The 26,357-nt window shown below is 69.8% G+C and carries 23 protein-coding genes and 1 tRNA gene; 14 read left to right on the top strand and 10 right to left on the bottom strand.

Features of this window, described 5'->3' with window-relative positions; genetic code table 11:
• Positions 1-63: 63 nt before the first annotated feature.
• The gene (locus O1G22_RS29110; RefSeq protein ID WP_270084029.1) at positions 64-699 is read right to left on the bottom strand and encodes a TetR family transcriptional regulator; all 636 of its coding nucleotides are present in this window, start codon (positions 697-699) and stop codon (positions 64-66) included.
• A 198-nt stretch (positions 700-897) separates the two neighbouring features.
• Here O1G22_RS29110 and O1G22_RS29115 point away from each other — a divergent pair, with 198 nt between their 5' ends.
• Positions 898-2,385 (top strand): MFS transporter, encoded by a 1,488-nt coding sequence (locus tag O1G22_RS29115; RefSeq protein ID WP_428986516.1) that lies wholly within the window; start codon positions 898-900, stop codon positions 2,383-2,385.
• Between the two features lie 160 nt (positions 2,386-2,545).
• Here the strand turns inward: O1G22_RS29115 and O1G22_RS29120 are convergent, their stop codons facing one another.
• A complete protein-coding gene (locus O1G22_RS29120; protein ID WP_270084031.1) occupies positions 2,546-3,289 on the bottom strand; it encodes a potassium channel family protein in 744 nt (247 codons plus the stop codon).
• A gap of 180 nt (positions 3,290-3,469) precedes the next feature.
• Positions 3,470-6,217: a pyruvate dehydrogenase (acetyl-transferring), homodimeric type gene (aceE, locus tag O1G22_RS29125; protein ID WP_270084032.1), complete on the bottom strand. Its 2,748-nt coding sequence runs from the start codon at positions 6,215-6,217 to the stop codon at positions 3,470-3,472.
• Positions 6,218-6,553: 336 nt separating this feature from the next.
• Between aceE and O1G22_RS29130 the strand changes: the two genes are divergently transcribed.
• The 6 genes from O1G22_RS29130 to O1G22_RS29155 all read left to right on the top strand — a co-directional run bounded on the left by O1G22_RS29130 (position 6,554) and on the right by O1G22_RS29155 (position 11,059).
• Positions 6,554-6,970 carry a DUF3052 domain-containing protein gene (locus tag O1G22_RS29130; RefSeq protein WP_225096981.1) on the top strand — a complete coding sequence of 139 codons (417 nt, stop codon included), beginning with the start codon at positions 6,554-6,556 and terminating at the stop codon, positions 6,968-6,970.
• Between the two features lie 111 nt (positions 6,971-7,081).
• The gene (locus O1G22_RS29135) at positions 7,082-7,540 is read left to right on the top strand and encodes a peroxiredoxin (protein ID WP_067039186.1); all 459 of its coding nucleotides are present in this window, start codon (positions 7,082-7,084) and stop codon (positions 7,538-7,540) included.
• A gap of 138 nt (positions 7,541-7,678) precedes the next feature.
• Positions 7,679-8,254 (top strand): TerD family protein, encoded by a 576-nt coding sequence (locus tag O1G22_RS29140; RefSeq protein ID WP_270084033.1) that lies wholly within the window; start codon positions 7,679-7,681, stop codon positions 8,252-8,254.
• Positions 8,255-8,355: 101 nt separating this feature from the next.
• Positions 8,356-8,934: a TerD family protein gene (locus O1G22_RS29145; RefSeq protein WP_270084034.1), complete on the top strand. Its 579-nt coding sequence runs from the start codon at positions 8,356-8,358 to the stop codon at positions 8,932-8,934.
• A 154-nt stretch (positions 8,935-9,088) separates the two neighbouring features.
• Positions 9,089-10,228 (top strand): DUF475 domain-containing protein, encoded by a 1,140-nt coding sequence (locus tag O1G22_RS29150; protein WP_270084035.1) that lies wholly within the window; start codon positions 9,089-9,091, stop codon positions 10,226-10,228.
• Between the two features lie 96 nt (positions 10,229-10,324).
• Positions 10,325-11,059, top strand: a complete 735-nt coding sequence (locus O1G22_RS29155) for a TerD family protein (RefSeq protein ID WP_270084036.1) — start codon at positions 10,325-10,327, stop codon at positions 11,057-11,059.
• A 12-nt stretch (positions 11,060-11,071) separates the two neighbouring features.
• Here the strand turns inward: O1G22_RS29155 and O1G22_RS29160 are convergent, their stop codons facing one another.
• On the bottom strand, positions 11,072-11,818 hold the full coding sequence (locus O1G22_RS29160; RefSeq protein WP_270084037.1) for a TerD family protein: 747 nt from the start codon (positions 11,816-11,818) through the stop codon (positions 11,072-11,074).
• Between the two features lie 184 nt (positions 11,819-12,002).
• Between O1G22_RS29160 and O1G22_RS29165 the strand changes: the two genes are divergently transcribed.
• Genes O1G22_RS29165 through O1G22_RS29175 form a run of 3 tightly spaced genes read left to right on the top strand, consistent with a single transcriptional unit; the run spans position 12,003 to position 16,434 of the window.
• The gene (locus tag O1G22_RS29165; protein ID WP_270084038.1) at positions 12,003-13,172 is read left to right on the top strand and encodes an HpcH/HpaI aldolase/citrate lyase family protein; all 1,170 of its coding nucleotides are present in this window, start codon (positions 12,003-12,005) and stop codon (positions 13,170-13,172) included.
• Positions 13,169-15,625, top strand: coding sequence for a phosphoribosyltransferase (locus O1G22_RS29170; protein ID WP_270084039.1), 2,457 nt, complete (start codon positions 13,169-13,171; stop codon positions 15,623-15,625). Before O1G22_RS29165 ends, O1G22_RS29170 begins: the two co-directional genes overlap by 4 nt.
• Positions 15,625-16,434, top strand: a complete 810-nt coding sequence (locus O1G22_RS29175; protein WP_270084040.1) for an HAD family hydrolase — start codon at positions 15,625-15,627, stop codon at positions 16,432-16,434. The genes O1G22_RS29170 and O1G22_RS29175 overlap by 1 nt, the downstream gene beginning before the upstream one ends.
• On the opposite strand, the gene O1G22_RS29180 is transcribed toward O1G22_RS29175, so the two are convergent.
• Positions 16,431-16,640: an FmdB family zinc ribbon protein gene (locus O1G22_RS29180; RefSeq protein ID WP_225096990.1), complete on the bottom strand. Its 210-nt coding sequence runs from the start codon at positions 16,638-16,640 to the stop codon at positions 16,431-16,433. The two genes, O1G22_RS29175 and O1G22_RS29180, sit on opposite strands and share 4 nt — an antisense overlap.
• Positions 16,641-17,022: 382 nt before the next feature.
• On the opposite strand from O1G22_RS29180, the gene O1G22_RS29185 reads away from it, so the two are divergent.
• From O1G22_RS29185 to O1G22_RS29195, 3 genes are all read left to right on the top strand, one after another.
• Positions 17,023-19,056: a transglycosylase domain-containing protein gene (locus O1G22_RS29185; RefSeq protein WP_270086579.1), complete on the top strand. Its 2,034-nt coding sequence runs from the start codon at positions 17,023-17,025 to the stop codon at positions 19,054-19,056.
• Positions 19,057-19,114: 58 nt separating this feature from the next.
• Entirely contained in the window at positions 19,115-20,407 is a 1,293-nt protein-coding gene (locus tag O1G22_RS29190; protein ID WP_270084041.1) for a polysaccharide deacetylase family protein, read from the top strand.
• A 175-nt stretch (positions 20,408-20,582) separates the two neighbouring features.
• The gene (locus O1G22_RS29195) at positions 20,583-21,698 is read left to right on the top strand and encodes an amidase domain-containing protein (RefSeq protein WP_270086580.1); all 1,116 of its coding nucleotides are present in this window, start codon (positions 20,583-20,585) and stop codon (positions 21,696-21,698) included.
• Here O1G22_RS29195 and O1G22_RS29200 read toward each other — a convergent pair.
• The 3 genes from O1G22_RS29200 to O1G22_RS29210 all read right to left on the bottom strand — a co-directional run bounded on the left by O1G22_RS29200 (position 21,686) and on the right by O1G22_RS29210 (position 24,556).
• Positions 21,686-22,225, bottom strand: a complete 540-nt coding sequence (locus O1G22_RS29200; RefSeq protein WP_270084042.1) for a DUF4383 domain-containing protein — start codon at positions 22,223-22,225, stop codon at positions 21,686-21,688. The two genes, O1G22_RS29195 and O1G22_RS29200, sit on opposite strands and share 13 nt — an antisense overlap.
• A gap of 91 nt (positions 22,226-22,316) precedes the next feature.
• Positions 22,317-23,711: a hypothetical protein gene (locus O1G22_RS29205; protein ID WP_270084043.1), complete on the bottom strand. Its 1,395-nt coding sequence runs from the start codon at positions 23,709-23,711 to the stop codon at positions 22,317-22,319.
• 74 nt (positions 23,712-23,785) lie between these two features.
• Entirely contained in the window at positions 23,786-24,556 is a 771-nt protein-coding gene (locus O1G22_RS29210; RefSeq protein ID WP_270084044.1) for a DUF4097 family beta strand repeat-containing protein, read from the bottom strand.
• Between the two features lie 232 nt (positions 24,557-24,788).
• Here O1G22_RS29210 and O1G22_RS29215 point away from each other — a divergent pair.
• Positions 24,789-24,863: transfer RNA gene (locus tag O1G22_RS29215), tRNA-Val, on the top strand.
• A 46-nt stretch (positions 24,864-24,909) separates the two neighbouring features.
• Here O1G22_RS29215 and O1G22_RS29220 read toward each other — a convergent pair.
• Both O1G22_RS29220 and O1G22_RS29225 read right to left on the bottom strand, forming a co-directional pair.
• Positions 24,910-25,257 carry a hypothetical protein gene (locus O1G22_RS29220; protein WP_270084045.1) on the bottom strand — a complete coding sequence of 116 codons (348 nt, stop codon included), beginning with the start codon at positions 25,255-25,257 and terminating at the stop codon, positions 24,910-24,912.
• Between the two features lie 139 nt (positions 25,258-25,396).
• Positions 25,397-26,296, bottom strand: a complete 900-nt coding sequence (locus O1G22_RS29225) for a ketopantoate reductase family protein (RefSeq protein WP_270084046.1) — start codon at positions 26,294-26,296, stop codon at positions 25,397-25,399.
• Positions 26,297-26,357: the final 61 nt, after the last annotated feature.

The following is a 26,357-nucleotide window of genomic DNA, read 5'->3' on the forward strand; positions in this document are numbered from 1 at the left end:
ACGAGCGGGTCTCGCGGTAACCGAGTGACAGGTATCACGTTTCGCCGAAGATCGAACGCACCGTCAACGATCTCTGCCGGTACGCCAGTTCCCGGTGAGCGCCGGACCCACCTCATCGAGGTAGGACGCGGTGAGTTGACGGATCGACTCCAGGCTGAAGTCCTCACCCGTGCACCACTGCCGCTCCGTGACCCTTATCACGCCGCCGAACACGGCCACCGCGAGCCGCGGTCGCGGGTCGGCGTCCACGTCGACGCCCTCGCGGTCGGCCAGCAACCGCGCGATCGTCTCCTCCGTCGTGGCCGAGCGGCGCAGGTGGGCGGCGAGCAGCGCCGGTGTCGACTCGATCGTCCGGTACATCCGCAGGTACAGCTCCACGGGCACCGCCGACTCGACGGTCTCCCGGATCGCGTCCCAACCCTCCAGCACCGCCTGGCGCAGCGCCTCCATCGGTGCCTCGTGCGCGGGGCGCGCCCGTACGCAGGCCAGGAAGTGCCGTTCGCTCATGTCCTGGACCGTGAAGGCCGCGTCCTCCTTGCCGGCGAAGTAGCGGAAGAAGGTGCGCTGCGAGACCCCGACGGCCTCGGCGATCTCGTCGACGGTCGTCCGCTCGTACCCCTGGGTCGTGAACAGTTCGAGAGCGGCTCGAAGGAGCGCGTCGCGGGTGCGTTGTTTCTTGCGTTCGCGCAGTGTTTCCACAGGTGTCAGTTACTGACATGTGAAATCGATTGTCAACTGTCAGTGGCTCTCACTAGCCTCGAACACATGACTAGTCAGACCACCATCGACGCCTCGGGGCCGGGGGACGGGGCTACGGCAGCCTCGCTGGAGGCGCCACCTGCCGCAGGACTGCGCGGCCATCCCTGGCTCACCCTCATCACCGTCGCCGTAGGGGTCATGATGGTGGCCCTCGACGGCACCATCGTGGCCATCGCCAACCCGGCCATCGCCAAGGACCTGGGCGCGAGCTTCGCCGACGTCCAGTGGATCACCAACGCCTACTTCCTCGCCCTCGCGGTCTCCCTGATCACCGCGGGCAAGCTGGGCGACCGCTTCGGCCACCGCCAGACCTTCCTGATAGGCGTGACCGGCTTCGCCACCGCCTCGGGCGCCATCGGCCTGTCGAACAGCATCGCCGCGGTCGTCACCTTCCGCGTCTTCCAGGGCCTGTTCGGCGCGCTGCTGATGCCGGCCGCGCTCGGCCTGCTGCGGGCCACCTTCCCGGCCGAGAAGCTCAACATGGCGATCGGCATCTGGGGCATGGTGATCGGCGCCTCCACCGCGGGCGGCCCGATCCTCGGCGGCCTGCTGGTCCAGCACGTCAGCTGGCAGTCGGTGTTCTTCATCAACGTGCCGGTCGGCCTCGTCGCGCTGGTCCTCGGCCTGCTGATCCTGCGCGACCACCGCGCCGAGAACGCCCCGCGCTCCTTCGACCTCCTCGGCATCGCGCTGCTGTCCGGCGCGATGTTCTGCCTGGTCTGGGCGCTCATCAAGGCCCCGACGTGGGGCTGGGGCGACGGCAGGACGTGGACGTTCATCGCCGCCTCGGTGCTGGGCTTCGCACTCTTCTCCTTCTGGGAGACGAAGGTGAAGGAACCGCTGATCCCGCTGGCGCTGTTCCGCTCGGTCCCGCTGTCGGCGGGTGTGGTCCTGATGGTGCTGATGGCCATCGCCTTCATGGGCGGCCTGTTCTTCGTCACCTTCTACCTGCAGAACGTGCACGGCATGGCCCCGGTCGACGCGGGCCTGCACCTGCTGCCCCTGACCGGCATGATGATCGTCGGCTCCCCGCTGGCGGGCGCGGCGATCACCAAGCTCGGCCCGCGGATCCCGCTGGCCGGCGGCATGACGGCTACCGCGATCGCCATGTACGGCATGTCCACCCTCAAGGAGGGCACCGGCAGCGGTGTCATGTCGGTCTGGTTCGCCCTGCTCGGCCTCGGCCTCGCGCCGGTCATGGTCGGCGCCACGGAGGTCATCGTCGGCAACGCCCCGATGGAGCTCTCCGGTGTCGCCGGCGGTCTCCAGCAGGCCGCGATGCAGATCGGCGGCAGTCTCGGTACGGCGGTGCTGGGCGCCGTGATGGCGTCCAAGGTGGACAACTCGCTGGCGGGCAACTGGAAGGCCGCGGGGCTGCCGCACCTGACGCCGGCGCAGGAGGGGCCGGCCTCGCAGGCGGTGCAGCAGGGGCTCTCCCCGGCGCCGAAGGGCACGCCGGGGCCGGTCGCCGCGAAGATCGCCGAGGTCGCGCATCACACGTTCATCTCCGGCATGAGCCTCGCCTCCCTGGTCGCGGCGGGCGTGGCGGCGGTCGCCGTCCTCGTCGCGCTGCTCACCAAGCGGGGCGCGAACGCCGAGAGCGGCGCGGGCGTGGGCCACATCTGAGGCCGCTCCGGGCGGAGTTTCCCCTATCAGGGTGACTCCGCTAAAGATCGCTCGCCCCGGGCGCGCGCCGCAGGTCACAGTGGGTCACGTCTTCCGCAGGACATGGGAGGACGGTCGGCTTGTGGCGCGCGCTGCGGAGGGGGCTGCGCGCGCTCGGCCGTCAACTGCGCTGCTTCTCGTGCTCGTTGGTCAACCGAGCCACCTCGGCCCGCAGCAGGCGGACCTCCTCGGCCAGAGACGTGATCGCCTCCGTCTGCCGCCGCTCCTCCACCTCGTCCTTCTCGAACCGGGCGATGAACCACGCGGTGATGTTCGCGGTCACCACACCCAGCAGCGTGATCCCGGACAGCATCAGCCCGACGGCGATCAGCCGGCCCATGCCGGTCGTCGGGGCATGGTCGCCGTACCCGACGGTCGTCATCGTCGTGAAGGACCACCACACCGCGTCACCCAGCGTCCGGATGTTCCCGTGCGGTGCGTCCCGCTCCACGGACAGCACGGCCAGCGAGCCGAACATGAGCAGCCCGATCAGCGACCCGCCGACGTACGTCGTGAGCCGGATCTGTGAGGCCATCCGCGCCCGCCGGCCCACCAGCAGCAGCGTCGACACCAGGCGCAGCAGCCGCAGTGGCTGGAGCAGCGGCAGCACCACCGCGCACAGGTCGATCCAGTGCGTCCGGACGAACCGCCGACGCCGTCTGGTGAGCGCCAGCCGTATCACGTAGTCCAGCGCGAACAGCGCCCACACCACCCACTCCGTGGCGGTGCAGAGCTCTGTGAGGAGCGGACTCGCGGGGTTGTCCACGATCGGCACGGCATAGGCGACGGCGAACGCCACCGCCAGCGCCAGCAACGGCCGTTGGGTGTGCCGCTCCCAACGCGCCTGCGCCGACTGATGGTTCATGCCCGTAATAGTAAAGAAAAAGCAACGAGGGCGGCGCCCCGAAGGGGCGCGGGGAACTGCGCGACCAGCCCCCACGCGCCCCGCACTCGGCATCGAACCTGCAAGCCCGCCCCGGATGCCGTCGGTCAAAGCCGAGCGATGGGGGTGCCCCCGCTCGAGCGCAGCCGAGAGTGAGGGAGGCTACGCGTCGCCGCCCGCCGCGCCCGGATCCGCCGCCGAGACGTCCAGCAGCTGGTACCGGTCGATGGCCTGCTTGAGCACCGAGCGGTCGACCTTGCCCTCCCGGGCCAGCTCGGTCAGCACCGCCACCACGATCGACTGGGCGTCGATGTGGAAGAAGCGCCGCGCCGCACCCCGGGTGTCGGCGAAGCCGAAGCCGTCCGCGCCCAGGGACTGGTACGTGCCCGGCACCCACCGCGCGATCTGGTCCGGAACCGATCGCATCCAGTCGGACACGGCCACGAACGGACCCTCCGCGCCGCTGAGCTTGCGTGTCACATACGGCACCCGCTGCTCCTCCTCCGGATGCAGCAGATTGTGCTCCTCGCACGCCACGGCCTCGCGGCGCAGCTCGTTCCAGGAGGTGGCCGACCAGACGCCGGCGCGCACGTTCCAGTCCTCGGCGAGGATCTTCTGCGCCTCCAGTGCCCACGGGACGGCCACGCCCGACGCCATGATCTGCGCCGGGACGGCCCCCGCCGTGCCCTCGCTCAGCTTGTGGACGCCCTTGAGGATGCCCTCGACGTCCACGTTCTCCGGCTCGGCCGGGTGCTGGATGGGCTCGTTGTAGACGGTCAGGTAGTAGAAGACGTCCTCGCCGTGCGGGTGCTCGGCGTCGGCGCCGTACATCCGGCGCAGGCCGTCCTGGACGATGTGCGCGATCTCGTACGAGTACGCCGGGTCGTACGCCACGCACGCCGGGTTCGTCGAGGCGAGCAGCTGGGAGTGGCCGTCCGCGTGCTGCAGACCCTCACCGGTCAGGGTCGTACGGCCCGCGGTCGCGCCCAGCACGAAACCGCGCGCCAGCTGGTCGGCCATCTGCCAGAACTGGTCGCCGGTGCGCTGGAAACCGAACATCGAGTAGAAGACGTAGACCGGGATCAGCGGCTCGCCGTGCGTCGCGTAGGCCGAGCCCGCCGCGATCAGCGAGGCCGTGCAGCCCGCCTCGGAGATGCCGTCGTGCAGCATCTGGCCGGTCGGCGACTCCTTGTAGGCGAGCAGCAGCTCACGGTCCACCGACTCGTACTGCTGACCCAGCGGGTTGTAGATCTTCGCGCTCGGGAAGAAGGAGTCCATGCCGAACGTGCGGTACTCGTCCGGCGCGATCAGCACGAACCGCTTGCCGATCTCCTTGTCCCGCATGAGGTCCTTGAGGAGCCGGACGAACGCCATGGTCGTGGCGATGGACTGCTGACCCGAGCCCTTCTTCACGGTCGCGTACGTCTTGTCGTCCGGCAGCGCGAGCGGCTTGGCGCGCACGACGCGCGTCGGGACGTATCCGCCGCACTGCTTGCGCATGTCGTGCATGTACTGGATCTCGTCCGTGTCCCGGCCCGGGTGGTAGTACGGCGGCGGGCCGGACTCCAGCTGCTGGTCGGTGATCGGCAGATGCAGGCGGTCGCGGAAGCGCTTGAGGTCGTCGACCGTCAGCTTCTTCATCTGGTGCGTGGCGTTGCGGCCCTCGAAGTTGGGGCCCAGCGTCCAGCCCTTGACGGTCTTGGCGAGGATGACCGTCGGCTGGCCCTTGTGCTCCTTGGCCGCCTTGAACGCCGCGTAGATCTTGCGGTGGTCGTGGCCGCCGCGGCCGAGGTGCAGGATCTGATCGTCCGTCATGTTCTCGACCATCGCGCGCAGTCGGTGGTCGTCGCCGAAGAAGTGCTCCCGGATGTACGCGCCGGACTCCGTGGCGTACGTCTGGAACTGGCCGTCCGGGGTCGTGTTCATCTTGTTGACGAGGATGCCGTCCCGGTCCTGCGCGAGCAGCGGGTCCCAGGTGCGGTCCCAGATCAGCTTGATCACGTTCCAGCCGGCGCCCCGGAAGATCGACTCCAGCTCCTGGATGATCTTGCCGTTGCCGCGCACCGGGCCGTCGAGCCGCTGGAGGTTGCAGTTGACCACGAAGGTCAGGTTGTCCAGGCCCTCACGGGCGGCGATGGACAGCTGGCCGAGCGACTCCGGCTCGTCCATCTCGCCGTCGCCGAGGAACGCCCACACGTGGGACTTGGAGGTGTCCGCGATGCCGCGCGCCTCCATGTAGCGGTTCATCCGCGCCTGGAAGATCGCGGCCAGCGGGCCGAGGCCCATGGAGACCGTGGGGAACTCCCAGAAGTCCGGCATGGAGCGCGGATGGGGGTAGCTGGACAGGCCGTTCGGGTACTTCGACTTCTCCTGGCGGAAGCCGTCGAGCTGGGCCTCGCTGAGCCGGTCGAGCAGGTACGCGCGCGCGTAGATGCCGGGGGAGGCGTGGCCCTGGAAGAAGACCTGGTCGCCGCCGTCGCCCTGGTCCTTGCCGCGGAAGAAGTGGTTGAAGCCGACGTCGTACAGCGAGGCGGAGGAGGCGAAGGTGGCGATGTGGCCGCCGACGCCGATGCCGGGACGCTGGGCGCGCGAGACCATCACGGCCGCGTTCCAGCGGGTCGCGTTGAGGATCTTGCGCTCGATCTCCTCGTTGCCCGGGAAGAACGGCTCGCTCTTGGTCGGGATCGTGTTGACGTAGTCCGTGCTGCGCATCTCGGGCACGGCCACGCGCTTCTCGCGGGCCCGCTCGATCAGGCGGAGCATGAGATAGCGGGCCCGCTCCCGGCCGCGCTCGTCCACGGCGGCGTCGAGGGAGTCGAGCCACTCCTGGGTCTCTTCGGGATCGAAGTCAGGAACCTGACTCGGAAGGCCGCCAATGATGATCGGGTTGCGATCGGATCCGGAAGCCACGCTGTTCCTTACCTGTCAGAGGGCCGTTTTTTCTGCTGTTTCCTGCTTTTCCGCACCTGCCTGCACCGCTCCCCATCGTGTACCTCGGGACGGCGTACGTCATCTCCGCAGACGAATACGGTTGGAGTAAAAGGGGCAAATGTGTGTGATCTGGGTCACGCTGGATCGAGGGGTGGTGCTGGGAGTTGCGGTGACAAGGCCGGTATCGTCACCGTTTCGGCGGTCCGAACGGCCGGGTACTTGCGCGATCCGTCCCGCCCGTGTGGACTACGGCCAAGCACCACGCGTACGCGCGTGGCTGAGTTGTTCCCTAAAGAAATGATCAGGAGGCAGACCGTGAGCGCGACCGCGGACCACGCGGAGACGAGCCTGGCCGTCAGGCTGGGGTTCCAGCCCGGACAGGTGGTCCAGGAGCTCGGCTACGACGACGACGTCGACCAGGATCTCCGCGAGTCCATCGAGGAAACCATCGGCCAGGAGCTGGTGGACGAGGACTACGACGACGTTGCCGACGTCGTGTTGCTGTGGTTCCGCGACGATGACGGCGACCTGACCGACACGCTGGTCGACGCCATCAGCTTCCTCGAAGAGGGCGGCCCGATCCACCTCCTCACGCCGAAGACCGGCCGGGACGGTTACATCGAGCCCAGCGACATCAACGACGCCGCTCAGACGGCCGGCCTGTCGCAGGCCAAGAGCGTCAGCGTGGGCAAGGACTGGAACGACACCAAGCTGAAGTCGCCGAAGCGGTGATCGTCTCCCACAGGTGAGCGAGGCGCGGGCGGCGGTCCCTCCGGGCGACCGCCGCCCCCGTCGCCGTAGGCTGTTCTCCTCCGAACAGCCCACCGAAAGGGAAACATCCCGATGGCGATCCAGGTCGGCGACAAGGCCCCCGACTTCGAGCTCAAGGACAACCACGGCGCCACCGTGAAGCTCTCGGACTTCCGCGGCGAGAAGAACGTCGTCCTGCTCTTCTACCCCTTCGCCTTCACCGGCGTGTGCACCGGCGAGCTGTGCGAGCTGCGCGACAACCTGCCGAAGTTCTCCGACCGCGGCACCCAGGTGCTCGCCGTCTCCAACGACTCCATCCACACCCTGCGCGTCTTCGCCGAGCAGGAGGGCCTGGAGTACCCGCTGCTGAGCGACTTCTGGCCGCACGGCAACGTCTCGCGCGCATACGGCGTCTTCGACGAGGACAAGGGCTGCGCCGTGCGGGGCACCTTCATCATCGACAAGGAGGGCGTCGTGCGCTGGACCGTGGTCAACGGCCTGCCGGACGCCCGTGACCTGAACGAGTACGTGAAGGCGCTCGACACCCTGTAGGCCGACCGTGGGCCGACCCCGTGAGTCTTCCGGCCCGGGATCTGCGGGGGGCGGGAACCCGTCACTAGGATCGGCACGTTGATCCCGTATCCGAAGCACGACGGGGGCTCCCCGCCCCTGGACACACATGGAGGACCCGTGGGAGTCAGCCTCAGCAAGGGCGGCAACGTATCGCTGACGAAGGAGGCCCCGGGCCTGACCGCCGTCATCGTCGGTCTGGGCTGGGACGTGCGCACCACGACCGGCACCGACTTCGACCTCGACGCCAGCGCGCTGCTGCTGAACAACGCAGGCAAGGTCGCGAGCGACCAGCACTTCGTCTTCTTCAACAACCTCAAGAGCCCCGACGGCTCCGTCGAGCACACCGGTGACAACCTCACCGGTGAGGGCGAGGGCGACGACGAGGCCATCAAGGTCAACCTGGCCGGCGTCCCGGCCGACATCGAGAAGATCGTCTTCCCGGTGTCGATCTACGACGCCGAGAACCGCCAGCAGTCCTTCGGCCAGGTCCGCAACGCCTTCATCCGCGTCGTGAACCAGGCCAACCAGCAGGAGATCGCCCGCTACGACCTGAGCGAGGACGCCTCCACCGAGACCGCCATGGTCTTCGGCGAGCTGTACCGGCACGGGGCGGAGTGGAAGTTCCGCGCCATCGGCCAGGGCTACGCCTCCGGTCTGCGCGGCATCGCCCAGGACTTCGGCGTCAACGTCTGACGTACGCCGGTCTGTGTATGCCGTCCGGCGCCGCACCGTTCACGGGCGGCGCCGGACGCGCAGGACAACGACAGAAGCACCACCAGGGGAGGACCAGCATCATGGGCGTCACGCTCGCCAAGGGAGGCAACGTCTCCCTCTCCAAGGCCGCACCGAACCTCACGAACGTCATGATCGGCCTCGGCTGGGACGCGCGGTCCACCACCGGCGCCCCCTTCGACCTGGACGCCAGCGCCCTGCTGTGCGGCGCCGGCAACCGGGTGATGGGCGACGAGTGGTTCGTCTTCTACAACCAGCTCAAGAGCCCCGACGGCTCGGTCGAGCACACCGGTGACAACCTCACCGGTGAGGGCGAGGGCGACGACGAGACGATCCTGGTGGACCTCACCAAGGTGCCGCCGCAGTGCGAGAAGATCGTCTTCCCGGTCTCGATCCACCTGGCCGACGAGCGCGGCCAGACCTTCGGCCAGGTCTCCAACGCCTTCATCCGCGTGCTCAACCAGGCCGACGGCCAGGAGCTCGCGCGCTACGACCTGAGCGAGGACGCCTCCACCGAGACCGCCATGATCTTCGGCGAGCTCTACCGCTACCAGGGCGAGTGGAAGTTCCGCGCCGTCGGCCAGGGGTACGCGTCGGGGCTGCGCGGTATCGCCCTCGACTTCGGGGTGAACGTCTCGTAGCCGATTGTCTCCTCATGGGCCTGACCTGTGGCTTTTGCGTGAGGATTGCCCTGGGCGGCATCGCGGGTAGGGTGCCCCTCTAGACTCGGGGTCAACGTTTCGCAAAGCCGAGTACGGCGCGGGGGAGACCCGTACGGACATGATGGGGTAGCCAGTGCTTCTGAAAACCTTCGGCTGGTCGTTCGCGGTGACCGCGCTCGGCCTCGTCGCCGCCGTCTTCTACGGAGGGTGGGAGGGCTTCGGGGTCGTGGCGATCCTCGCCGTCCTGGAGATCTCTCTGTCGTTCGACAACGCCGTGGTCAACGCCGGAATCCTGAAGAAGATGAACGCCTTCTGGCAGAAGATCTTCCTCACGGTCGGCGTCCTGATCGCCGTGTTCGGCATGCGACTGGTCTTCCCCGTCGTCATCGTCGCCATCACCGCGAAGCTCAACCCGTACGACGCCGTCCACCTGGCCCTCACGGACAAGGACCAGTACCAGCAGCTGGTCACCGACGCCCACCCGGCGATCGCCGCCTTCGGCGGAATGTTCCTGCTGATGATCTTCCTCGACTTCATCTTCGAGGACCGGGACATCCAGTGGCTGCGCTGGATCGAGCGGCCGCTGGCCAAGCTCGGCAAGGTCGACATGCTGTCGGTCTGCATCGCGCTGATCGTCCTGCTGATCACCTCCTTCACCTTCGCCACCCACGCCCACCAGCACGGCGGCGCCCACGTCGACAAGGCGCAGACGGTCCTGATCTCCGGCATCGCCGGCCTGATCACGTACATGATCGTCGGCGGTCTGTCCGGCTACTTCGAGGACAAGCTGGAGGAAGAGGAGGAGCGCGAGCACGAGGAGGAGGAAGAAGCCGCCCGCACCGGCAAGCAGAAGTCCGCGGTGCTGCTGGCCGGCCAGGCCGCGTTCTTCATGTTCCTCTACCTGGAGGTCCTGGACGCCTCCTTCTCCTTCGACGGTGTGATCGGCGCCTTCGCCATCACCAACGACATCGTGATGATGGCCCTCGGCCTCGGCATCGGCGCGATGTACGTCCGGTCGCTCACGGTCTACCTGGTCCGCCAGGGCACCCTCGACGACTACGTCTACCTGGAGCACGGCGCCCACTACGCCATCGGCGCCCTGGCCGTGATCCTCATGGTCACCATCCAGTACGAGATCAACGAGGTCATCACCGGTCTCGTCGGCGTCGTCCTGATCGGCTGGTCCTTCTGGTCCTCCGTCCGCCGCAACCGTGCGCTCGCGACGGCCGGCGAGGGCAGCGACGAGAAGGCCGAGGTGCCCTCCGGGGTGTGACACCCCCGTGGGTGAGGAACGCTCTGAGCGGGGCGGCCGACAGGGGTCGGCCGCCCCGACGGCGTACAGGCGTGGACAAGCTACCTGGGGGCGGGTATGGGGTTCTTCGACGGACTGATGGGAGCGCGGCTCTCCGACTTCGACTCGGGCGAGGCCGCGACCGGCTCCATCCAGCTCACCCGGCGGCATCAGACGGTGTCGCTCACCAAGCAGGGCGCGGCCACGGGCAACCTGCGGGTCAACCTGACCTGGCGGATGCGCACGTCCGACTTCGACCCCGTCGCGCGGGGCAGCCTCTTCCGGCACCCCTTCCGGGCCCTCAAACCCCAGGAGGTGCTCGGCCACGGTCAGTCCATGGTCAACGTCGACCTCGACCTCGGCTGCCTGTACGAGCTGACCGACGGCACGAAGGGCGTCGTCCAGCCGCTCGGCAACTACCTGGGCGACGTCAACGCCCCGCCGTACATCAAGCTCAGCGGCGACGACCGGTTCGGCTCGGCGTCCGGCGAGACGATGTACGTCAATCTCGACCACCGCGACGCCATCAAACGCCTGCTGGTCTTCGTCTACATCTACGACCAGACCCCGGCCTTCGACCGCACCCACGCCATCGTCACGCTGTACCCCAGCAACGGCCCCCGGATAGAGATCGGCCTGGACGAACGCCATCCCCAGGCCCGCTCCTGCGCGGTGGTGATGATCGAGAACGTGAAGGGCGAACTGACGGTCCGCCGCGAGGTGAAGTTCGTCTACGGCTTCCAGGGGGAGCTGGACCGGCTGTACGGGTGGGGGCTGCAGTGGGGCAGGGGGTACAAGACGGCGGACCGGTGAACGCGGCCCCTCTCACCGCCCGATGAACTGCGGCCCCTGCGGCGGCAGCCGGAAGTTCGGGTCGGCGGCGACCGGCACCGGCACCGGCTGCGGGTACCCGTACGCGGGCGCGGCCGATGTCGGCTGCGGATAGCCGTACGCCGGCGGCTGCTGCGGTACGGCCGTCGTCGGCTGCTCGGGAGGCAACGGCTGGGACGCCGTGGGCTCCGGCTCGGCCTCCGACTCGTCCACCGAGATGCCGAAGTCCGTCGCGAGCCCCTTCAGCCCGTCCTGGTACCCCTCGCCCAGCGCGCGGAACTTCCAGCCCTCCCCGCGCCGGTACAGCTCACCGCAGATCAGCGCCGTCTCCGCGCCGGTCTCCGGCTTGATCTCGAAGCTGGCCAGCGGCTCCCCGTCGGCGACCGCGTCGTACAGCAGGATGCACAGCGCCGGCACCTGGTCGAAGGTGACGCCGTCGGCGGAGGCGACGAGCAGGATCCGCCCGACGCCCGGCTCGACACCGGGAAGATCTGTCTGGATCGTGTCGGTCAGTCCCTCGGCGACGCGTTTCTTGCCGAGCCGCCACACCTTTCCGGAGGGATGCCGGGGCTGGTTGTAGAAGACGAAGTCCTCGTCCGAGCGCACACGGCCGTCGGGGCCGAGCAGCAGCGCCGAGGCGTCCACGTCCGGGACTCCCTGCCCGGGGGTCCAGCGCAGCACGGCCCGGACCGTGGTGGCTTCCAGCGGGACGTTCGACCCCTTCAGCATCGCGTGCGTCATGCGGTCATCCTGCCTTCTCGGTCCTGGTCACGACAATGCGGGGGTAGGGCCGCCGAAGGCCGCCGACACAAGCGAGTTACCGGAAATTCATGCCCGCAGGGAACCCCGGACACGGGTCTCTACGTACTATTACCGGCCACCTTTTACCGAACACAGACCCGGGCCCGCGCCTGTAGGGAGTTATATGCGTCATTTCGGGCACATCGCCCCCGAGGTGCGGCAGCGCCTCTTCCACCGGGAGCCGTGCGACTTCACCGCCGACTCTCCGGCCCGGCTGCTCGCCTGCGCCCTCGGCGCCACCCTGTACAGCCCGGCAACCCGGCTGCGGCTCGCCGACGACATCGTCAAGCAGGCCGGGAACGGCGTGGTCTCGATGGTGCTGTGCCTGGAGGACTCGATCGACGACGCGGACGTCGTGGCCGGCGAGGAGAACCTGGTGCGCCAGTTCGCCGACCTCGCCGCCCGGCCCGGCACCGAGCCGCCGCTGCTCTTCATCCGGGTGCGCACCCCCGAGCAGATCCCCGACCTCGTGCACCGGCTCGGCGCGTCCGTACGCCTGCTGTCCGGGTTCGTGCTGCCGAAGTTCACCGAGGAGCGCGGTATCCCGTTCCTGGAGGCCCTGGCGGCCGCCGAGGCCGACAGCGGGCGCCGGCTGTTCGCCATGCCGGTCCTGGAGTCCCCCGAGCTGCTCTACCGCGAATCCCGCGTGGACACCCTGGAGGGCATCGCCCGCGCGGTCGACAAGTACCGCGACCGGGTGCTGGCCCTGCGCCTCGGCGTCACCGACTTCTGCTCCTCCTACGGCCTGCGCCGCGCCCCCGACATGACCGCCTACGACGTCCAGGTGGTCGCCTCCGTGATCGCCGACGTCGTGAACATGCTGGGCCGGGCCGACGGCACCGGATTCACCGTGACCGGACCCGTGTGGGAGTACTTCCGGCTCTCCGAGCGCATGTTCAAGCCACAGCTGCGGCAGAGCCCCTTCCTGGAGGTGCAGGCCGTCGAGCTGCGCGAGAAGCTGCTGGAGCACGCCATGGACGGACTGCTGCGGGAGATCTCCCTCGACCACGCCAACGGTCTGCTCGGCAAGACCTGCATCCACCCCTCCCATGTGCTGCCCGTGCACGCGCTGTCCGTGGTCAGCCACGAGGAGTACAGCGACGCCCAGGACATCCTGCGCCCCGAGCGGGGCGGCGGGGGAGTGCTCCGCTCGGCCTACACGAACAAGATGAACGAGGTGAAGCCGCACCGCGCCTGGGCCGAGCGGACCCTGCTGCGCGCCGAGGCCTTCGGCGTGGCCCACGAGGACGTCGGTTTCGTGGAGTTGCTCGCCGCCGGAATAAGGGACGCATGAAGAACGCAGTGAACGACGGGGGCTGGTCCGGCACCTGGGTCGCGGAGCGGCTCGGGGTCGAACTCGTGGGCGACGAGGGCCTGCCCGCCCTGCTCGGGCTCGCCCTGCGCCGTAACCCCAAGCGGGCCCATCTGCTCGTCTCCAACGTGCTCGGCAAGCATGTCCCGCAGTCGCCGTCCGTGGTCTACGGCCATGGGGTCCGGCTGGGTCGTCGGGTTGCCGAACTGCTGGGTGAGGCGGAGGCGGGTGCCGCTGTCGTCCTCGGCTACGCGGAGACCGCGACGGGGCTCGGCCATGCGGTGGCCGACGGGCTCGGTACGGCGCCGTATCTGCACTCCACGCGCCGACCGGTGGCCGGGGTCGCCCGGGCGGGCGGCTTCGAGGAGTCGCACTCGCATGCCACGTCGCATCTTCTGCTGCCGGAGGATCCGTCGCTGCTGGCCGGTCACGGTCCGCTGGTCCTGGTCGACGACGAGTTCTCCACCGGTAACACCGTGCTGAACACCATTCGTGATCTGCACGAGCGGTATCCGCGCGGGCGGTATGTGGTGGTGGCGCTGGTCGACATGCGGTCGGCGGAGGACGTCGAGCGGATGGAACGGTTCGCCGGTGAGATCGGGGCGCGGGTGGATCTGATCGCCGCCGCGTCCGGGGTCGTACGGCTGCCGGAGGGTGTGCTGGAGAAGGGGCAGCGACTCGTGGCGCACCATGAGACTGCCGGGTCCGGGTCGGGTGTGGCGGCTCGCGCCGCTGTCGGGGCGCACCGGCCGAGCCGTGTGGACCTCCACTGGCCTCACCGCGTCCCGGACGGCGGGCGCCACGGTTTCACCCCCGCCCATCGCACCCGTCTCGAAGCCGCGCTGCCCGAGATGGCTGCCCGAATAGCGGAAGCCCTGCCCGCCGCCGCCCGCCGCGTCCTCGTCCTCGGCTTCGAAGAGCTGATGTACGCCCCGCTGCGGCTCGCCCGGGAGCTGGAGCAGGTCATGGATGCCGAGGTGCGGTTCTCGACCACCACCCGGTCGCCCGTGCTCGCGCTGGACGACCCCGGCTATGCGATCCGCACCCGGCTGGTCTTCCCCGCCCATGACGACCCGGCCGACGGCCCCGGCGAGCGCTACGCGTACAACGTCGCCGGCGCCGGCTTCGACGCCGTCGTGACCGTGGTGGACTCGGTCGCCGACACCCCCGCCCTGCACGCGCCGGACGGGCTGCTGGCCCGCCTCGCCGCCCACACCCCGCACGTCCTGCTCGCGGTCGTCCCGTCGTACGTCCCGCACGCTTCCGAAAGGCCGGCCATGCTGCCCGAGCCCCTCCGTGGCCCCGCATTCTCCAGTTACGCGCCCGAGGAGGTCGGCTGGCTGCTCCAGGACCTCTCCGACGTCACCCTGGAGGCGCCGACCGAGGAGCGGGAGGAGGCCATCCAGAGCGGCGGGGCGCACTACGCCGAGTCACTGCCGGTGGAGTACCAGCCCAGCGAGCAGTACCAGGAGCTGTTCCAGGCCGCCCTCGACGCCTCCGCCGCCCGTATCGCGCACGCCGTCGGGGTGGTGACGGAGACGGTGCTCGCCGAGCGGTCGCCGCGTCCGGTGCTGGTGTCGCTGGCGCGGGCCGGGACCCCGGTCGGCGTCCTCATGCGCCGCTGGGCGCAGTTCCGGCACGGGCTGGACCTGCCGCACTACGCCGTGTCCATCGTGCGCGGCCGGGGCATCGATGCCAACGCGCTGCGCTGGCTCGCCGCGCACCACGACCCCCGGGACGTCGTCTTCGTGGACGGCTGGACCGGCAAGGGTGCGATCACCCGTGAACTCGCCCAGGCCATCGAGGAGTTCGAGCGGGCGGAGGGGATCGGCGGCTTCGACCCGGAGATCGCGGTACTCGCCGACCCGGGCTCCTGCGTGCGCACCTACGGCACCCGCGAGGACTTCCTCATCCCCTCGGCCTGCCTCAACTCGACCGTCTCCGGCCTGATCTCGCGGACGGTCCTGCGCGCCGACCTGGTCGGCCCGGACGACTTCCACGGCGCGAAGTTCTACCGCGAACTCGCCGGCTCCGACGTCTCCGTGGCCTTCCTCGACGCCGTCGCCGCCCGCTTCCCCGAGGTCGCCGACACCGTCGGCACCGCCGTCAAGGAGCTGATGGCCGAGGACCGCACCCCGACCTGGGCGGGCTGGCGGGCCGTGGAGCGGATCAGCGAGGAGTACGGCATCCACGACGTGAACCTCGTCAAGCCCGGCGTCGGCGAGACCACCCGGGTGCTGCTGCGCCGGGTGCCCTGGAAGATCCTGGCCCGCGCAGGGGCGGGCGCCGACCTCGACCACGTACGCCTGCTCGCCGAGCAGAGGGGCGTCCCCGTCGAGGAGGTCGGCGAACTGCCGTACACCTGCGTCGGGTTGATCCACCCCCAGTACACGCGGGGCGCCACGGGCGCCGACGGCAAGGCGGTGAACGTCTGATGCCGGTGCTGGTGGCGAGCGACCTCGACCGTACGCTGATCTACTCCTCGGCGGCCCTCGCGCTGACCATGCCGGACCCGCGGGCGCCCCGGCTGCTGTGCGTGGAGGTGCACGAGGCCAGGCCGCTGTCGTACATGACCGAGACGGCCGCCCAGCTGCTGACCGACCTCGGGGACGCGGCCGTCTTCGTGCCGACGACCACGCGGACCCGCAAGCAGTACCAGCGGATCAATCTGCCCGGACCGCCGCCGGCGTACGCGATCTGTGCCAACGGCGGCCATCTGCTGGTCGACGGGGTCACCGACACCGACTGGCACGCGGGCGTGCAGGCCCGGCTGGCCGACGAGTGCGCGCCGCTGGCGGAGGTGCGCGAGCATCTGGCACGGACGGCGGACCCGGCGTGGGTGCGCAAGCACCGGGTCGCCGAGGAGCTGTTCACCTATCTGGTCGTCGAGCGCGAGCTGCTGCCCGAGGAGTGGGTGAAGGAGCTGGCGGTGTGGGCGGAGGCCCGGGGCTGGACGGTCTCCCTCCAGGGCCGCAAGATCTACGCCGTCCCGAAGCCGCTCACCAAGAGCGCGGCGGTGCGGGAGGTGGCCCGCCGTACCGGCGCGGAGCTGACCCTGGCGGCCGGCGACTCCCTCCTGGACGCCGACCTCCTCCTGGCCGCCGACCGGGGCTGGCGCCCGGGGCACGGCGAGCTTGCCGACACGGGCTGGACGGCCCCGGAGATCGGCGCGCTGCCCGAGCGGGGGGTCCTGGCGGGGGAGCGGATCCTGCGGGAGTTTCTCCGGGCTGCCCGGCAGGGTTAGCCGCAGCACCCTCCACCACAACACCCGCCGCCCCCGCTGGAGGCCGGCGCCTTGGCGGCCGTACCTCCGACCGCCACGGTGGACAGCAACTTCACCGTGTCGGCGTGTCCTGCGGGGCACGTCGCGGGGGCGGCCGACTCCGCCATCGGTCGGCTGAGTTCGAATGTGTCGCCGCAGGTCCGGCAGCGGTATTCGTAGCGAGGCATGGCCTCAGGTTAACCGCCATGGCCCCGGTTTCGACCCCTTGATCCGGCTCGAACGGGCTTCTTCACAGACACATGTGTGAGGGTTTCGAAAATACGCTGATAGCTTGTTTGCGCCGTTGCGAGAACGCTCAGCTCACCGCGCGGGCAAGAGCGAGTGCGGAGGGGAGACGCCGTCGTGACTGACGCGTCGCGGGGACAGGATCGTTCCCGTGGGGGAGACCATGGCGAGGCGCTGTCCGACGCCGAGGCGACCCTGCACATCAGGGTCGGTGCCGTCCGGGCGGACGAGACCATGCAGTTGCGGGTGCCCGCACCGCCGGAGCCGCCCGCGCAGGGGGGTGGCCGGGCCGAGCGCCGGCGCAGTGCGCGCCCCTCGGCGCGCATGCGTGCCGAGGGAGCGGCCCGCCGGCTGCTGGCGCTGTTCGGCCCGCTGGCACCGTACGCGCGCCGCCTCGCGCCCTACATGCGCCGCCTCGCTCCCTACGTGCGCCGCCTGAAGCCCGTCTACCCGCGCCCGGGCCGGACCGGCTGGCGCCGCTGGGTGCCCTCCTGGCGCCAGTGGCTCGGCGGTTTCCTCAGCTCCGTCGGTCTGCTCGGCGCCTTCCTCGTCACGGCGTACGCGATGACGGACATACCGAGCAACCTGAACACGTACGCCACCCAGCAGGACAACGTCTACTTCTGGTCCGACGGCACACCCATGGCCCGCACGGGCTGGGTGCAGCGGCAGGCGATGCCGCTCAAGGACATCCCCCAGGACGTCCGCTGGGCGGTGCTCGCGGCGGAGAACGAGACCTTCTACTCCGACCCCGGCATATCCATGCGGGGCATCACCCGCGCCCTGTGGCAGACCGTGGGGGAGGGGTACACCGCCGGTGGCTCCACCATCACCCAGCAGTACGTCAAAAACGTCTATCTCAACCAGAACCAGACGGTCACCCGCAAGTTCACCGAGGCGATGATCGCCCTCAAGCTCGACAACAAGATGAGCAAGGACAAGATCCTGGAGGGCTATCTCAACACCAGCTGGTTCGGCCGGGGCACCTACGGCATCCAGCGCGCCGCCCAGGCCTACTACGGCAAGGACGTCGGCAAGCTCAACGTCTCCGAGGCGGCGATGCTCGCGGGCCTGCTCAAGGGCGCCGGCCTGTACGACCCCACGCTCAGCAAGGCCAACCACCACCGGGCCGAGGAGCGCTGGAAGTGGATCCTCGACCGCATGGTCAAGATCCACAAGCTGACACCGCAGGAGCGGGCCACGTACACGACGTTCCCCGAGCCGCTGAAGAGCAACCCGCTGTACAACACCGGCGAGCAGAGCGACTACCTGGTGGAGCTGGCCTCGCAGTACGCCAAGAAGGCCGGGGGCCTGACCGACCAGCAGTTCGACCTGGGCGGCTACCAGATCTACACGACCTTCGACCGCAAGCGGGAGAAGGACCTCACCGACGCCGTCACCCAGGCCCGCAAGCAGGCCAAGCGGGACCACCCGGCCCAGGCGAAGGACGCCCACTACGGCGCCGCCTCCGTCGCCGCCGACGGCCGGATCCTCGCGGTCTACGGCGGCCCCGACCACCGTACGCAGGGCTACAACGAGTCCAACGCGGCCACCGTCCCGGCCGGCACCGCCTTCCTGCCGTTCGTCTACGCGGCCGGGCTGGAGCACGGCGTCCACAAGACGCGCGGCGGGCCCGCAACCCCCGTCACCCCGGACAGCGTCTACGACGGCAACGACAACATTCCCGTCATGACCCCCGAGGGGCCGTACTGGGACCGCAGCGGCAAAAGGATCCTCACGCGCAACGACGGCCACACGTCGTACGGGCAGATCACCCTGCGCCAGGCCCTCGCCCGGTCGGTGAACACCCCGTTCATGCAGCTGGGCATGGACACCGGCCTGAACACGGTCCGGCAGACCGCCGAGTCCGCCGGACTGCTGCCCGACACCCTCGGCCCCCAGGTGCCGGCGCTGTCGCTGGGCAGCTCCACGCCGAGCGCGATCCGCATGGCGAGCGGGTACGCCACGTTCGCCGCCGACGGCACCCACACCGAGCCGTACTCGGTGCGCCGGATCACCCGCAACGGCGCGCCGGTCGCCCTGAACACCCCGCGCCCCGAGCGCGCGGTCGGCGCCGAGACGGCCCAGGAGGTCACCGAGGCGCTCACCGACTCCTTCCGCGCCGCCCACCCGGCCGCGGCAGCGACCCGGCCGGGAGCGGCGGGGAAGGCCGGCACCACCCAGGACGACACCGCCGCCTGGTACGCCGGTACGACCGACTCCGTCTCGACGGCCGTCGTCGTCTACCGCATGGACCTGTCGAAGTCCCTGGAGCCGCTGCCGCTCCAGGGGTTGGCCGGAACGCCCGCCGACAGCGTGCCGTACCGCCTGTGGTCGGCCGCCATGGGCCTGGACTGACCCCAGGGCCCGCACCCGCACCCACACCCGCCGCCCCCCTTCGCAGATTGAGCCGCGTATGCCCCGCAAGAAGTCGCCGCGCCGCCGACAAGCGCCCGCCCCGGCCCTCATACGCCGGCCGCAGGTGCTGACGCTGGCCGCCTTTCTCGTCATCGCCTCGCTCGTGGCCGGATACCTGGCCCTGACCCGCGCCGACCGCACCACCCCGACCGCCTCCGCCGGCCCGCAGCCGAAGTCGAACGCCACCGCCAAGCCCAGCCCGAGCCCCTCCTGGGACGGCAAGACCAAGATCCTCGGAGACGGCTCCACCTCCTACACCGGCCCGCAGAAGGGGCAGTTGAAGCCGGTGCCGCTCAAGCCCGGTGAGAAGCCGCCCCAGTTCGTCGTCTTCTCCTGGGACGGCGCCCTGGAGGGCAGCGACCATCTCTTCTCGCACTACCGGGAGATGGCCAAGCAGTACAACGCCCACATGACCTTCTTCCTCACCGGCATCTACCTGCTGCCCAAGAGCAAGAAGTCCCTGTACCAGGGCCCCATGCACAACCCCGGTGACGCCGCGATCGACTACGCCACCGACGACCACATCCGCACCACCCTGGAACAGCTCCGCCTCGCCTACGAGCAGGGCAACGAGATCGGCACCCACTTCAACGGACACTTCTGCGGCGCCAAGGGCGGCGGCGACTGGAGCGTCGAGCAGTGGAAGAGCGAGATCGACCAGTTCTACTCCTTCGTGGAGAAGTGGAAGACCAACACCGGCTACACCGACATCCCGGCGCTGCCCTTCGACTTCAAGCAGGAGGTCACCGGCGGCCGCGCGCCCTGCCTGGAGGGCCAGCCGAACCTGCTGAAGGCCCTGCAGAAGTACGGCTACGGCTGGCGCTACGACGCCAGCTCCCCGGGCGACTTCCAGATCTGGCCGGCCAAGAAGAACGGCATCTGGGACTACCCGCTGGAACTGCTCCCGTTCTCGCAGAAGACGCAGGCCCTGTCGATGGACTTCAACTTCCTCTACAACCAGTCGAACGGCGAGGTCCACGGCGATCCGTCCAAGTACGCCCAGTGGGAACAGCAGGCCGTCGACTCGTACATGAACGGCTTCGACCGCGTCTACTACGGCAGCCGAGCCCCCCTGTTCATCGGCAACCACTTCGAGAGCTGGAACGGCGGCATCTACATGAAGGCCATCGACCAGATCATCCCGAAGATCTGCACCAGGCAGGGCGTCAAGTGCGTGTCCTTCAAGGAGCTGACCGACTGGCTCGACGTGCAGAAACCGCAGACGCTCGCCGCGCTGCGCGGTCTCGACCCGGCGCAGGCCCCGGCTGACTGGTCGACGGTCGTCAAGTGACAAGCGGATAACGGTAATTCCGCTTGTGCACCTCTCTTCACATCGGCCACATGTTTCATGCGAGGATGCCTACCGCTCGGTAGGTCTACCGGGATAGAGGGGAACATCATTGAGATCGAGAAAACTGAGCCGTAACCGGCGCCGCGCCACCATAGTCGGCGCCGCGGCCGCCTCGCTGGTCGCCGGCGTGGCCCTGCTGCCCAACTGGAGCGCGGGCGCCGCCGTCGTCGACGACCCTACGGTGAACGCGGCCACCAAGGCGACCTTCCAGAAGCTGGCGGACGCGGTGTTCACCGACCGTACCCAGGCCCTGGTGGACGGCGCCGGCAGCAAGGGCACCCGGCACACGTCCGGCTTCTCCGGCTCCGTGCGGATGTCCGGCGGGCAGACCCACGACCAGTCCTCCGCGCTGAAGACGCTGAGCGCCCGCAAGAACCTGCTCGCCAAGCTCGGTGAGAAGTACAGCTCCGGCAGCACCGAGGTCACGCTGGACGCGACCGAGGTGCACGGCCGGCGGGCCAAGGTCGCCGTCACCGAGACCACGACGCTGACTTACGAGAAGCCGGCGGCCAAGGGGCCGAAGACCACCGGCTTCCAGGCCCACCACGAGCTGACCTTCAAGGCCGACCGCCACGGCGACTGGCAGCTGACCGGCATCAAGGACACCGACGACGGCTACCTCGCCGTCAACCAGGTCGCCAAGCCGTCGGTCGCCAAGACGAAGACCACCCCGGCCGACGACAGCCCGCCGGACGCGCCCCGCGCCGCGACCAGCTGGCCCGCACCGGCCAACCCGAAGAACCTCACGGGTGGCGCCTACGACTACAAGGCCATGGTGACGTACGCACAGACGTACTGGAACCACTACAACCCGAACTACCCGGACTTCAACGGCGAGACCGACGGCGGCGACTGCACCAACTTCGTCAGCCAGACCCTGAAGGCCGGCGGCTGGAAGCACGTCCCCGGCTACACGAACGACTTCCACAAGTGGTTCGGCACCGCCGACATCCAGTCCGACTCGTTCGTCGGCGTCAACGAGTTCTCCTGGTTCGCCCTGTCCTCCAAGCGCGTCACCCCCCTCGCCAACGTCTACCAGGCGGACCTCGGTGACGTGATCCAGATGGACTTCAACCGGGACGGGTCCAAGGACCACTCGATGATCGTCACCTACCGCGACCGCTACGGCGTGCCGTATGTGACGTACCACTCGAACAACACGTACAACCGGTCGGTGGCGAGCCTCGTCGCGTCCTACCCGAACGCGTACTACTACGCCTACCGCACCTGATCGTCCTCACGCCCCTCGGGCTCGCCCTCCGCGGGATGGCGGGCCCGCCAGTACGGGTTGTCGTGCGGCAGGGTCGAGCCGACCCTGCCGTACATGCCGAAGGTCATCAGCAGCAGGCCCACGACGAAGCTGAAGAACACGTTCTGGATCTTGAACGCCAGGAAGTTCTGCGGCGTGTCCAGCAGGCCGAGGTTCAGGAAGCCGCTCAGCAGGAACAGCACGCCGAACACCATGTTCAGCGTGGACGCCACGTTTCCGCCGATCACCATGCCGACGAGCAGGATCCCCCCGACGACGATCGACAGCACGCTCAGCGTGTCGTTGGTGTTCAGCCCGATGACCGAGGCGCCGCCGGTGCTGAAGAAGCCGATGTTGTGCAGCAGACCCAGGATGCCGAAGGCGACCAGGAACGCGCCGATCAGCCCCGCACCGATCCGGTAGACCGTGTTCAGCCGGTGGTCGACGGGCAGATGCTGATCGAACCGGATCCGCGACCGTCGCCGTGCGTGCACTGCGTGTGTGGCCATGTCCGCCTCCCTAGGGCGTGTAGCGGAGGCCATGCATCCAGTTCACTATCCGCCTGTCGCCGGGCACCCCGCAACCGACGGGGCCGGCCGTTCAATGCCCGCCCCGCTCCTCACGAATGCGGGTGACGACCTGCGCCGCCGTCTGCCGCACGGCATCCGTCTCCGTCAGGAAATGCCAATAGTCGGGATGCCGCCCCTGCAACGAGCCGACAGCCCGCTCCAGCCGCGCCACCGCCTCGTCCAACGGCCGGGCGTGCCGCGGATCAGGAGTCGTACGCCCCGTCATCGCCAGCCGCTGGGCATCCCGGATCGCGAACCGTGTCCGCTCGACCTCGGCCTGCGGATCCTTCTGCACGGCGTTCAGCCGCTGCAACCGCTGCCCGGCGGCCGACACGGCCTCGTCGGTGGTGTTCAGCAGCGCCCGTACGGTCGACAACAGCGCCGTGGCGTCCGGCCAGCGCTGGGCCTCCCGCGCCGACTGCGCCTCACGCAGCTTCAGCTCGGCCTGCTGTACGTTCTCCGCGGCCTGCTCGGGCACCTGCTGGAGATCCTGCCAGCAGGCCGCCGCGAACCGCCGCCGCAACTCGCTGAGCACCGGGTCCACCTGCCCGGCGCGCGTGGTCAGCGCCTGCGCGCGCGTCCGCAGGGAGACCAGCCGGTGGTCGATCTCGGCCGCCAGCTCCGGCAGCCGCTCGGCCTCGGCCCGGATCGCCCCGGCCTCCCGCTGCACCCGCTCGGCCCGCTCCACCGTCCGCTGCACACCGTGCTGCCCCGCGCCCTGGTTCAGCTTCGTCAGCTCGGGCGAGAGGGCCGCGAGCCGCCCCGCGAGGTCGTCGGCCCGCAGCCCCTTGCCCCGGGCCCCGTCCAGGGCGTTGCTCGCGGCCAGCAGCGCCTGCCGGGCCCGCTCCACGGCTGGCGCCACCCGGGCCAGCTGCGTCTCGGCCGAGCCGAGCAGCGGGGCGAGCGAGCCGCCGAACCGGTCCAGCTCCTGCTTGACGCGCAGCAGCTCGTCCTTGGCCGCGGTCAGCTCGGAGCGCGCCCGGGAGGCGGCGGAGGCCTCCAGGTCGTCCCGGTCGAGGTCGTGGGCGTCGACGGCCTGGATGTAGCGCTGGCTGACCTCGTCGATCCGCCGGCCCAGCGCCTCGAAGTCGCTCGCGGCACGCCGCGCGGCGGGGGAGTCGTCCACCGCCGTGATGGTCTCGACGGAGATCCGCAGGTCCCGCTGGGCGGTGTCGAGCTCGTAGAACGCCGCTGCTGCCGCGTCCTTCGCGGCCTGCGCCTCGGCCCGCTGGCTCTCCGCCCGGCCGCCGAACCAGCGACGGGTGCCACCGCCGGCGAACGCGGCGGGCAGCGCCAGCGCGGCCAGCACCGGCAGGCCCAGCAGGGTGAGGGTGTCGCGCAGAGCCGTGGCACCGCTCCGGGCGGTCGACGGCGAGGTCGACGGCGGGTACGTCCGCGTCGCTGGCGTGCCCGGTGTCGCCGTCACATCCCTCTCCCGTGCTGTGGTCCGCCCCTGGTGGTGTCATTCTCCCACCCGGTGAAGACGAACACACGGGCCGGTCAGTTCGTTGTACGGACCGTGATCCCGCCGTTGGAGGTGTCGGCCGTCACCGAGTGCGGGCTGCTGTCGGACCGCGGCACGGACACCGAGACCTTGCCGTTCTGCGAGTCCGCGCGGACGCGGTAGTCGGCGCGGGGCACGGTGATCGTCATGGCGCCGTTGCTGCTGTGGGCGGTCACGCTGTCGGGTACGTTGCTCAGGTCGAGGTGCACCGAGCCGTTGCTCGTCTCGGCCCGGACCTGCCGGGAGGCGGCCTGGGCGGTGACCGCGCCGTTGCCGGAGCGCAGCTGGAGCGGTCCGCTGGAGTCGGTGACCCGCACCGCGCCGTTGCCGCTGCGGATGCTGACCGGACCCGTGAACCCCTGCGCCTGCACGTCGCCGTTGGTGTCGGTCACCGTCAGGCCGATCCCGCGCGGCACCTCGATCCGGTACTTGGCCGAGCAGTCGGCGATGAACCCGTCGCAGTGCATGCGCAGCTTCAGCCGGTCGTCCTGGAAGGACCAGCTCACCCTGGGGCTGCCGCCGACGACGACTCTGCCCTTGAACCACCGGGTGACCTGGATCGACCCTGCCTTGTCGCCCTGCGCGGTGACGATCTCCAGGGCCGCGTCGTCGGAGTCGACGGTGAGCGTACGGCCGTGCAGCGCGAAGGACTTGTGCTCCGGGTGCTTGTCGTCGCTCGCGGAGGTGCCGCAGGCGCTCACCCCTGCGACGAGCGCTGCGGTGACCACGGCCATGGCAGCGGCGCGGACGGCGTGGGAACGGGCCATTCGAGATCTCCCCCTGAACCGGACCGCCGGGTGGGCGGCGCGGAGTGTGTCGGTCTGTGACGACCGTAAGCGATCAAGACATGGCCGGGAATCAGGGAGACTCCCGGAGCGGGGGTGGGGATATCCCCCGGAAGACCCTGACCGCCTGATCACCCGCCGGAACGGGTTTGCGATGCACCGGCCCGGGCAAGGTAGGCTGTCGACTCGACCTGGGCGTGTGCCCGGGTGTTCGGGGTGCGTAGCTCAGGGGTAGAGCGCCTGCCTTACAAGCAGGATGTCGGCGGTTCGAAACCGTCCGCGCCCACCAGCGAGAAGCCCTCGGCCGTCGGACGGTCGGGGGTTTCCCCTTTTATTCACTCCTCCGTCTGCTCCTGGGCCCGCTCCCGGGCATGCTTGAGCCGCGTACGTATCTCCACCCGGTCCGCCGCCGCGACCTCGGCCCAGAAGCGGTGCGTGGTGACGAACACCGCCAGCTCGTGCTCGCGCCGGCGCAGCTTCTCCACCTCGGCCTGCTCGTCCTCGGTCCACCCCGGGGACGCGGGCCGCTCCACCTTGCGCCAGCCGGTGTCGTCGCTGAACGCGTCCATCGGCTCGACCGACCAGGGCAGCCGCTTGAGCAGGGCCGACAGCTCGGCCCTGACCTGATGCAGCTCCTCCTGACCGGCGAGGAGGTCACTGGGGAATTCGTAGGTCGTCGCCACACGGCAATGCTACGCCTGTTCGATTTTGGGGTGCGAGCTCGTTCACGGGGTCCGAGAGGAGGTTCAGCCGATCGGGTGGCGAAACGGGTGAGGGGGCGACGCGCACCGGCGCCGCCCCCTCACCTGCCTCCCTCGGTCGTCAGTGGCCGGCGGCCCGCAGCTCGCTCACCAGGCGGGCCGTCACCGGTGCCGGGACGCCGTGCCGGTCGGCCGCGCGCAGCAGCGCCCCGCCGATCGCGTCCAGCTCCAGCGGGCGGCCCGCCTCGGCGTCGCGCTGCATGGACGACTTGGTGCCGGGCGGGAAGGTGTCGTACCGGGCCAGGGCCTGGGCCGGGTCGGCGGGGGCGCCGCAGGCGCGGCTGACCGCCGCGGTCTCGGCGACGAGATCCTCCAGCTCCGCGCGGTGCCGGGTGCGGGCCTCGCCGAGCGGGAGGCCGTAGCGGGTGGTGAGCAGCGCGAACGGGGCCAGGAACGCCATCTTCGCCCACAGGGCCGCCGTCTCGTCCTCGACCACGCGGGCGGTCACACCGGCGCCCGTGAGCACGGCGGCCAGGGCGTCCAGACGGGCGTGCGGTACGCCGTCCCCGGCGAGGTCGATCTCCGTGAACGGGCTGCCGTGCTCGATCACGCCGGGGGCGGTCCGGGTGGACTCCACGCGGATCACCGCCGGGGCGACCCGGTCGGCGCGGTACCGGGCACGGAGTGCGGCGGGGTGCTCGACGCCGTTCAGCAGCGGTACGACGAGGGCGTCGCCGAGCGCGGCCGGCGGGACGCGGGTGAGGGCCGCGTCGAGCGTGGTGTGCTTGACGGCGATCAGACAGACGTCCACCGGTTCGCGCAGCTCGGTGTCCGCCTCGACGGGCGCGGTGAACTCGCCGAACTGCGGGCTGCGGACGGCGATTCCGGTACGGCGCAGGGTGCCGGCCGTGTGCTCCTGGGCCAGGCAGACGACGCGGTGGCCGGAGCGGGAGAGGAGAGCGGCGAGGAGGCCGCCCGTGCCACCGGGTCCGAGGACGGCCACGGTGCTCTTGCTTGCCATGATGGTGTTCCCTTCGACGGTCGGCCCCGGGAATCGGTGGCCGCCTTCGCAGGGATCATCG

It is taken from the genome of Streptomyces camelliae (assembly GCF_027625935.1).
GTDB classification, from domain to species: domain Bacteria; phylum Actinomycetota; class Actinomycetes; order Streptomycetales; family Streptomycetaceae; genus Streptomyces; species Streptomyces camelliae.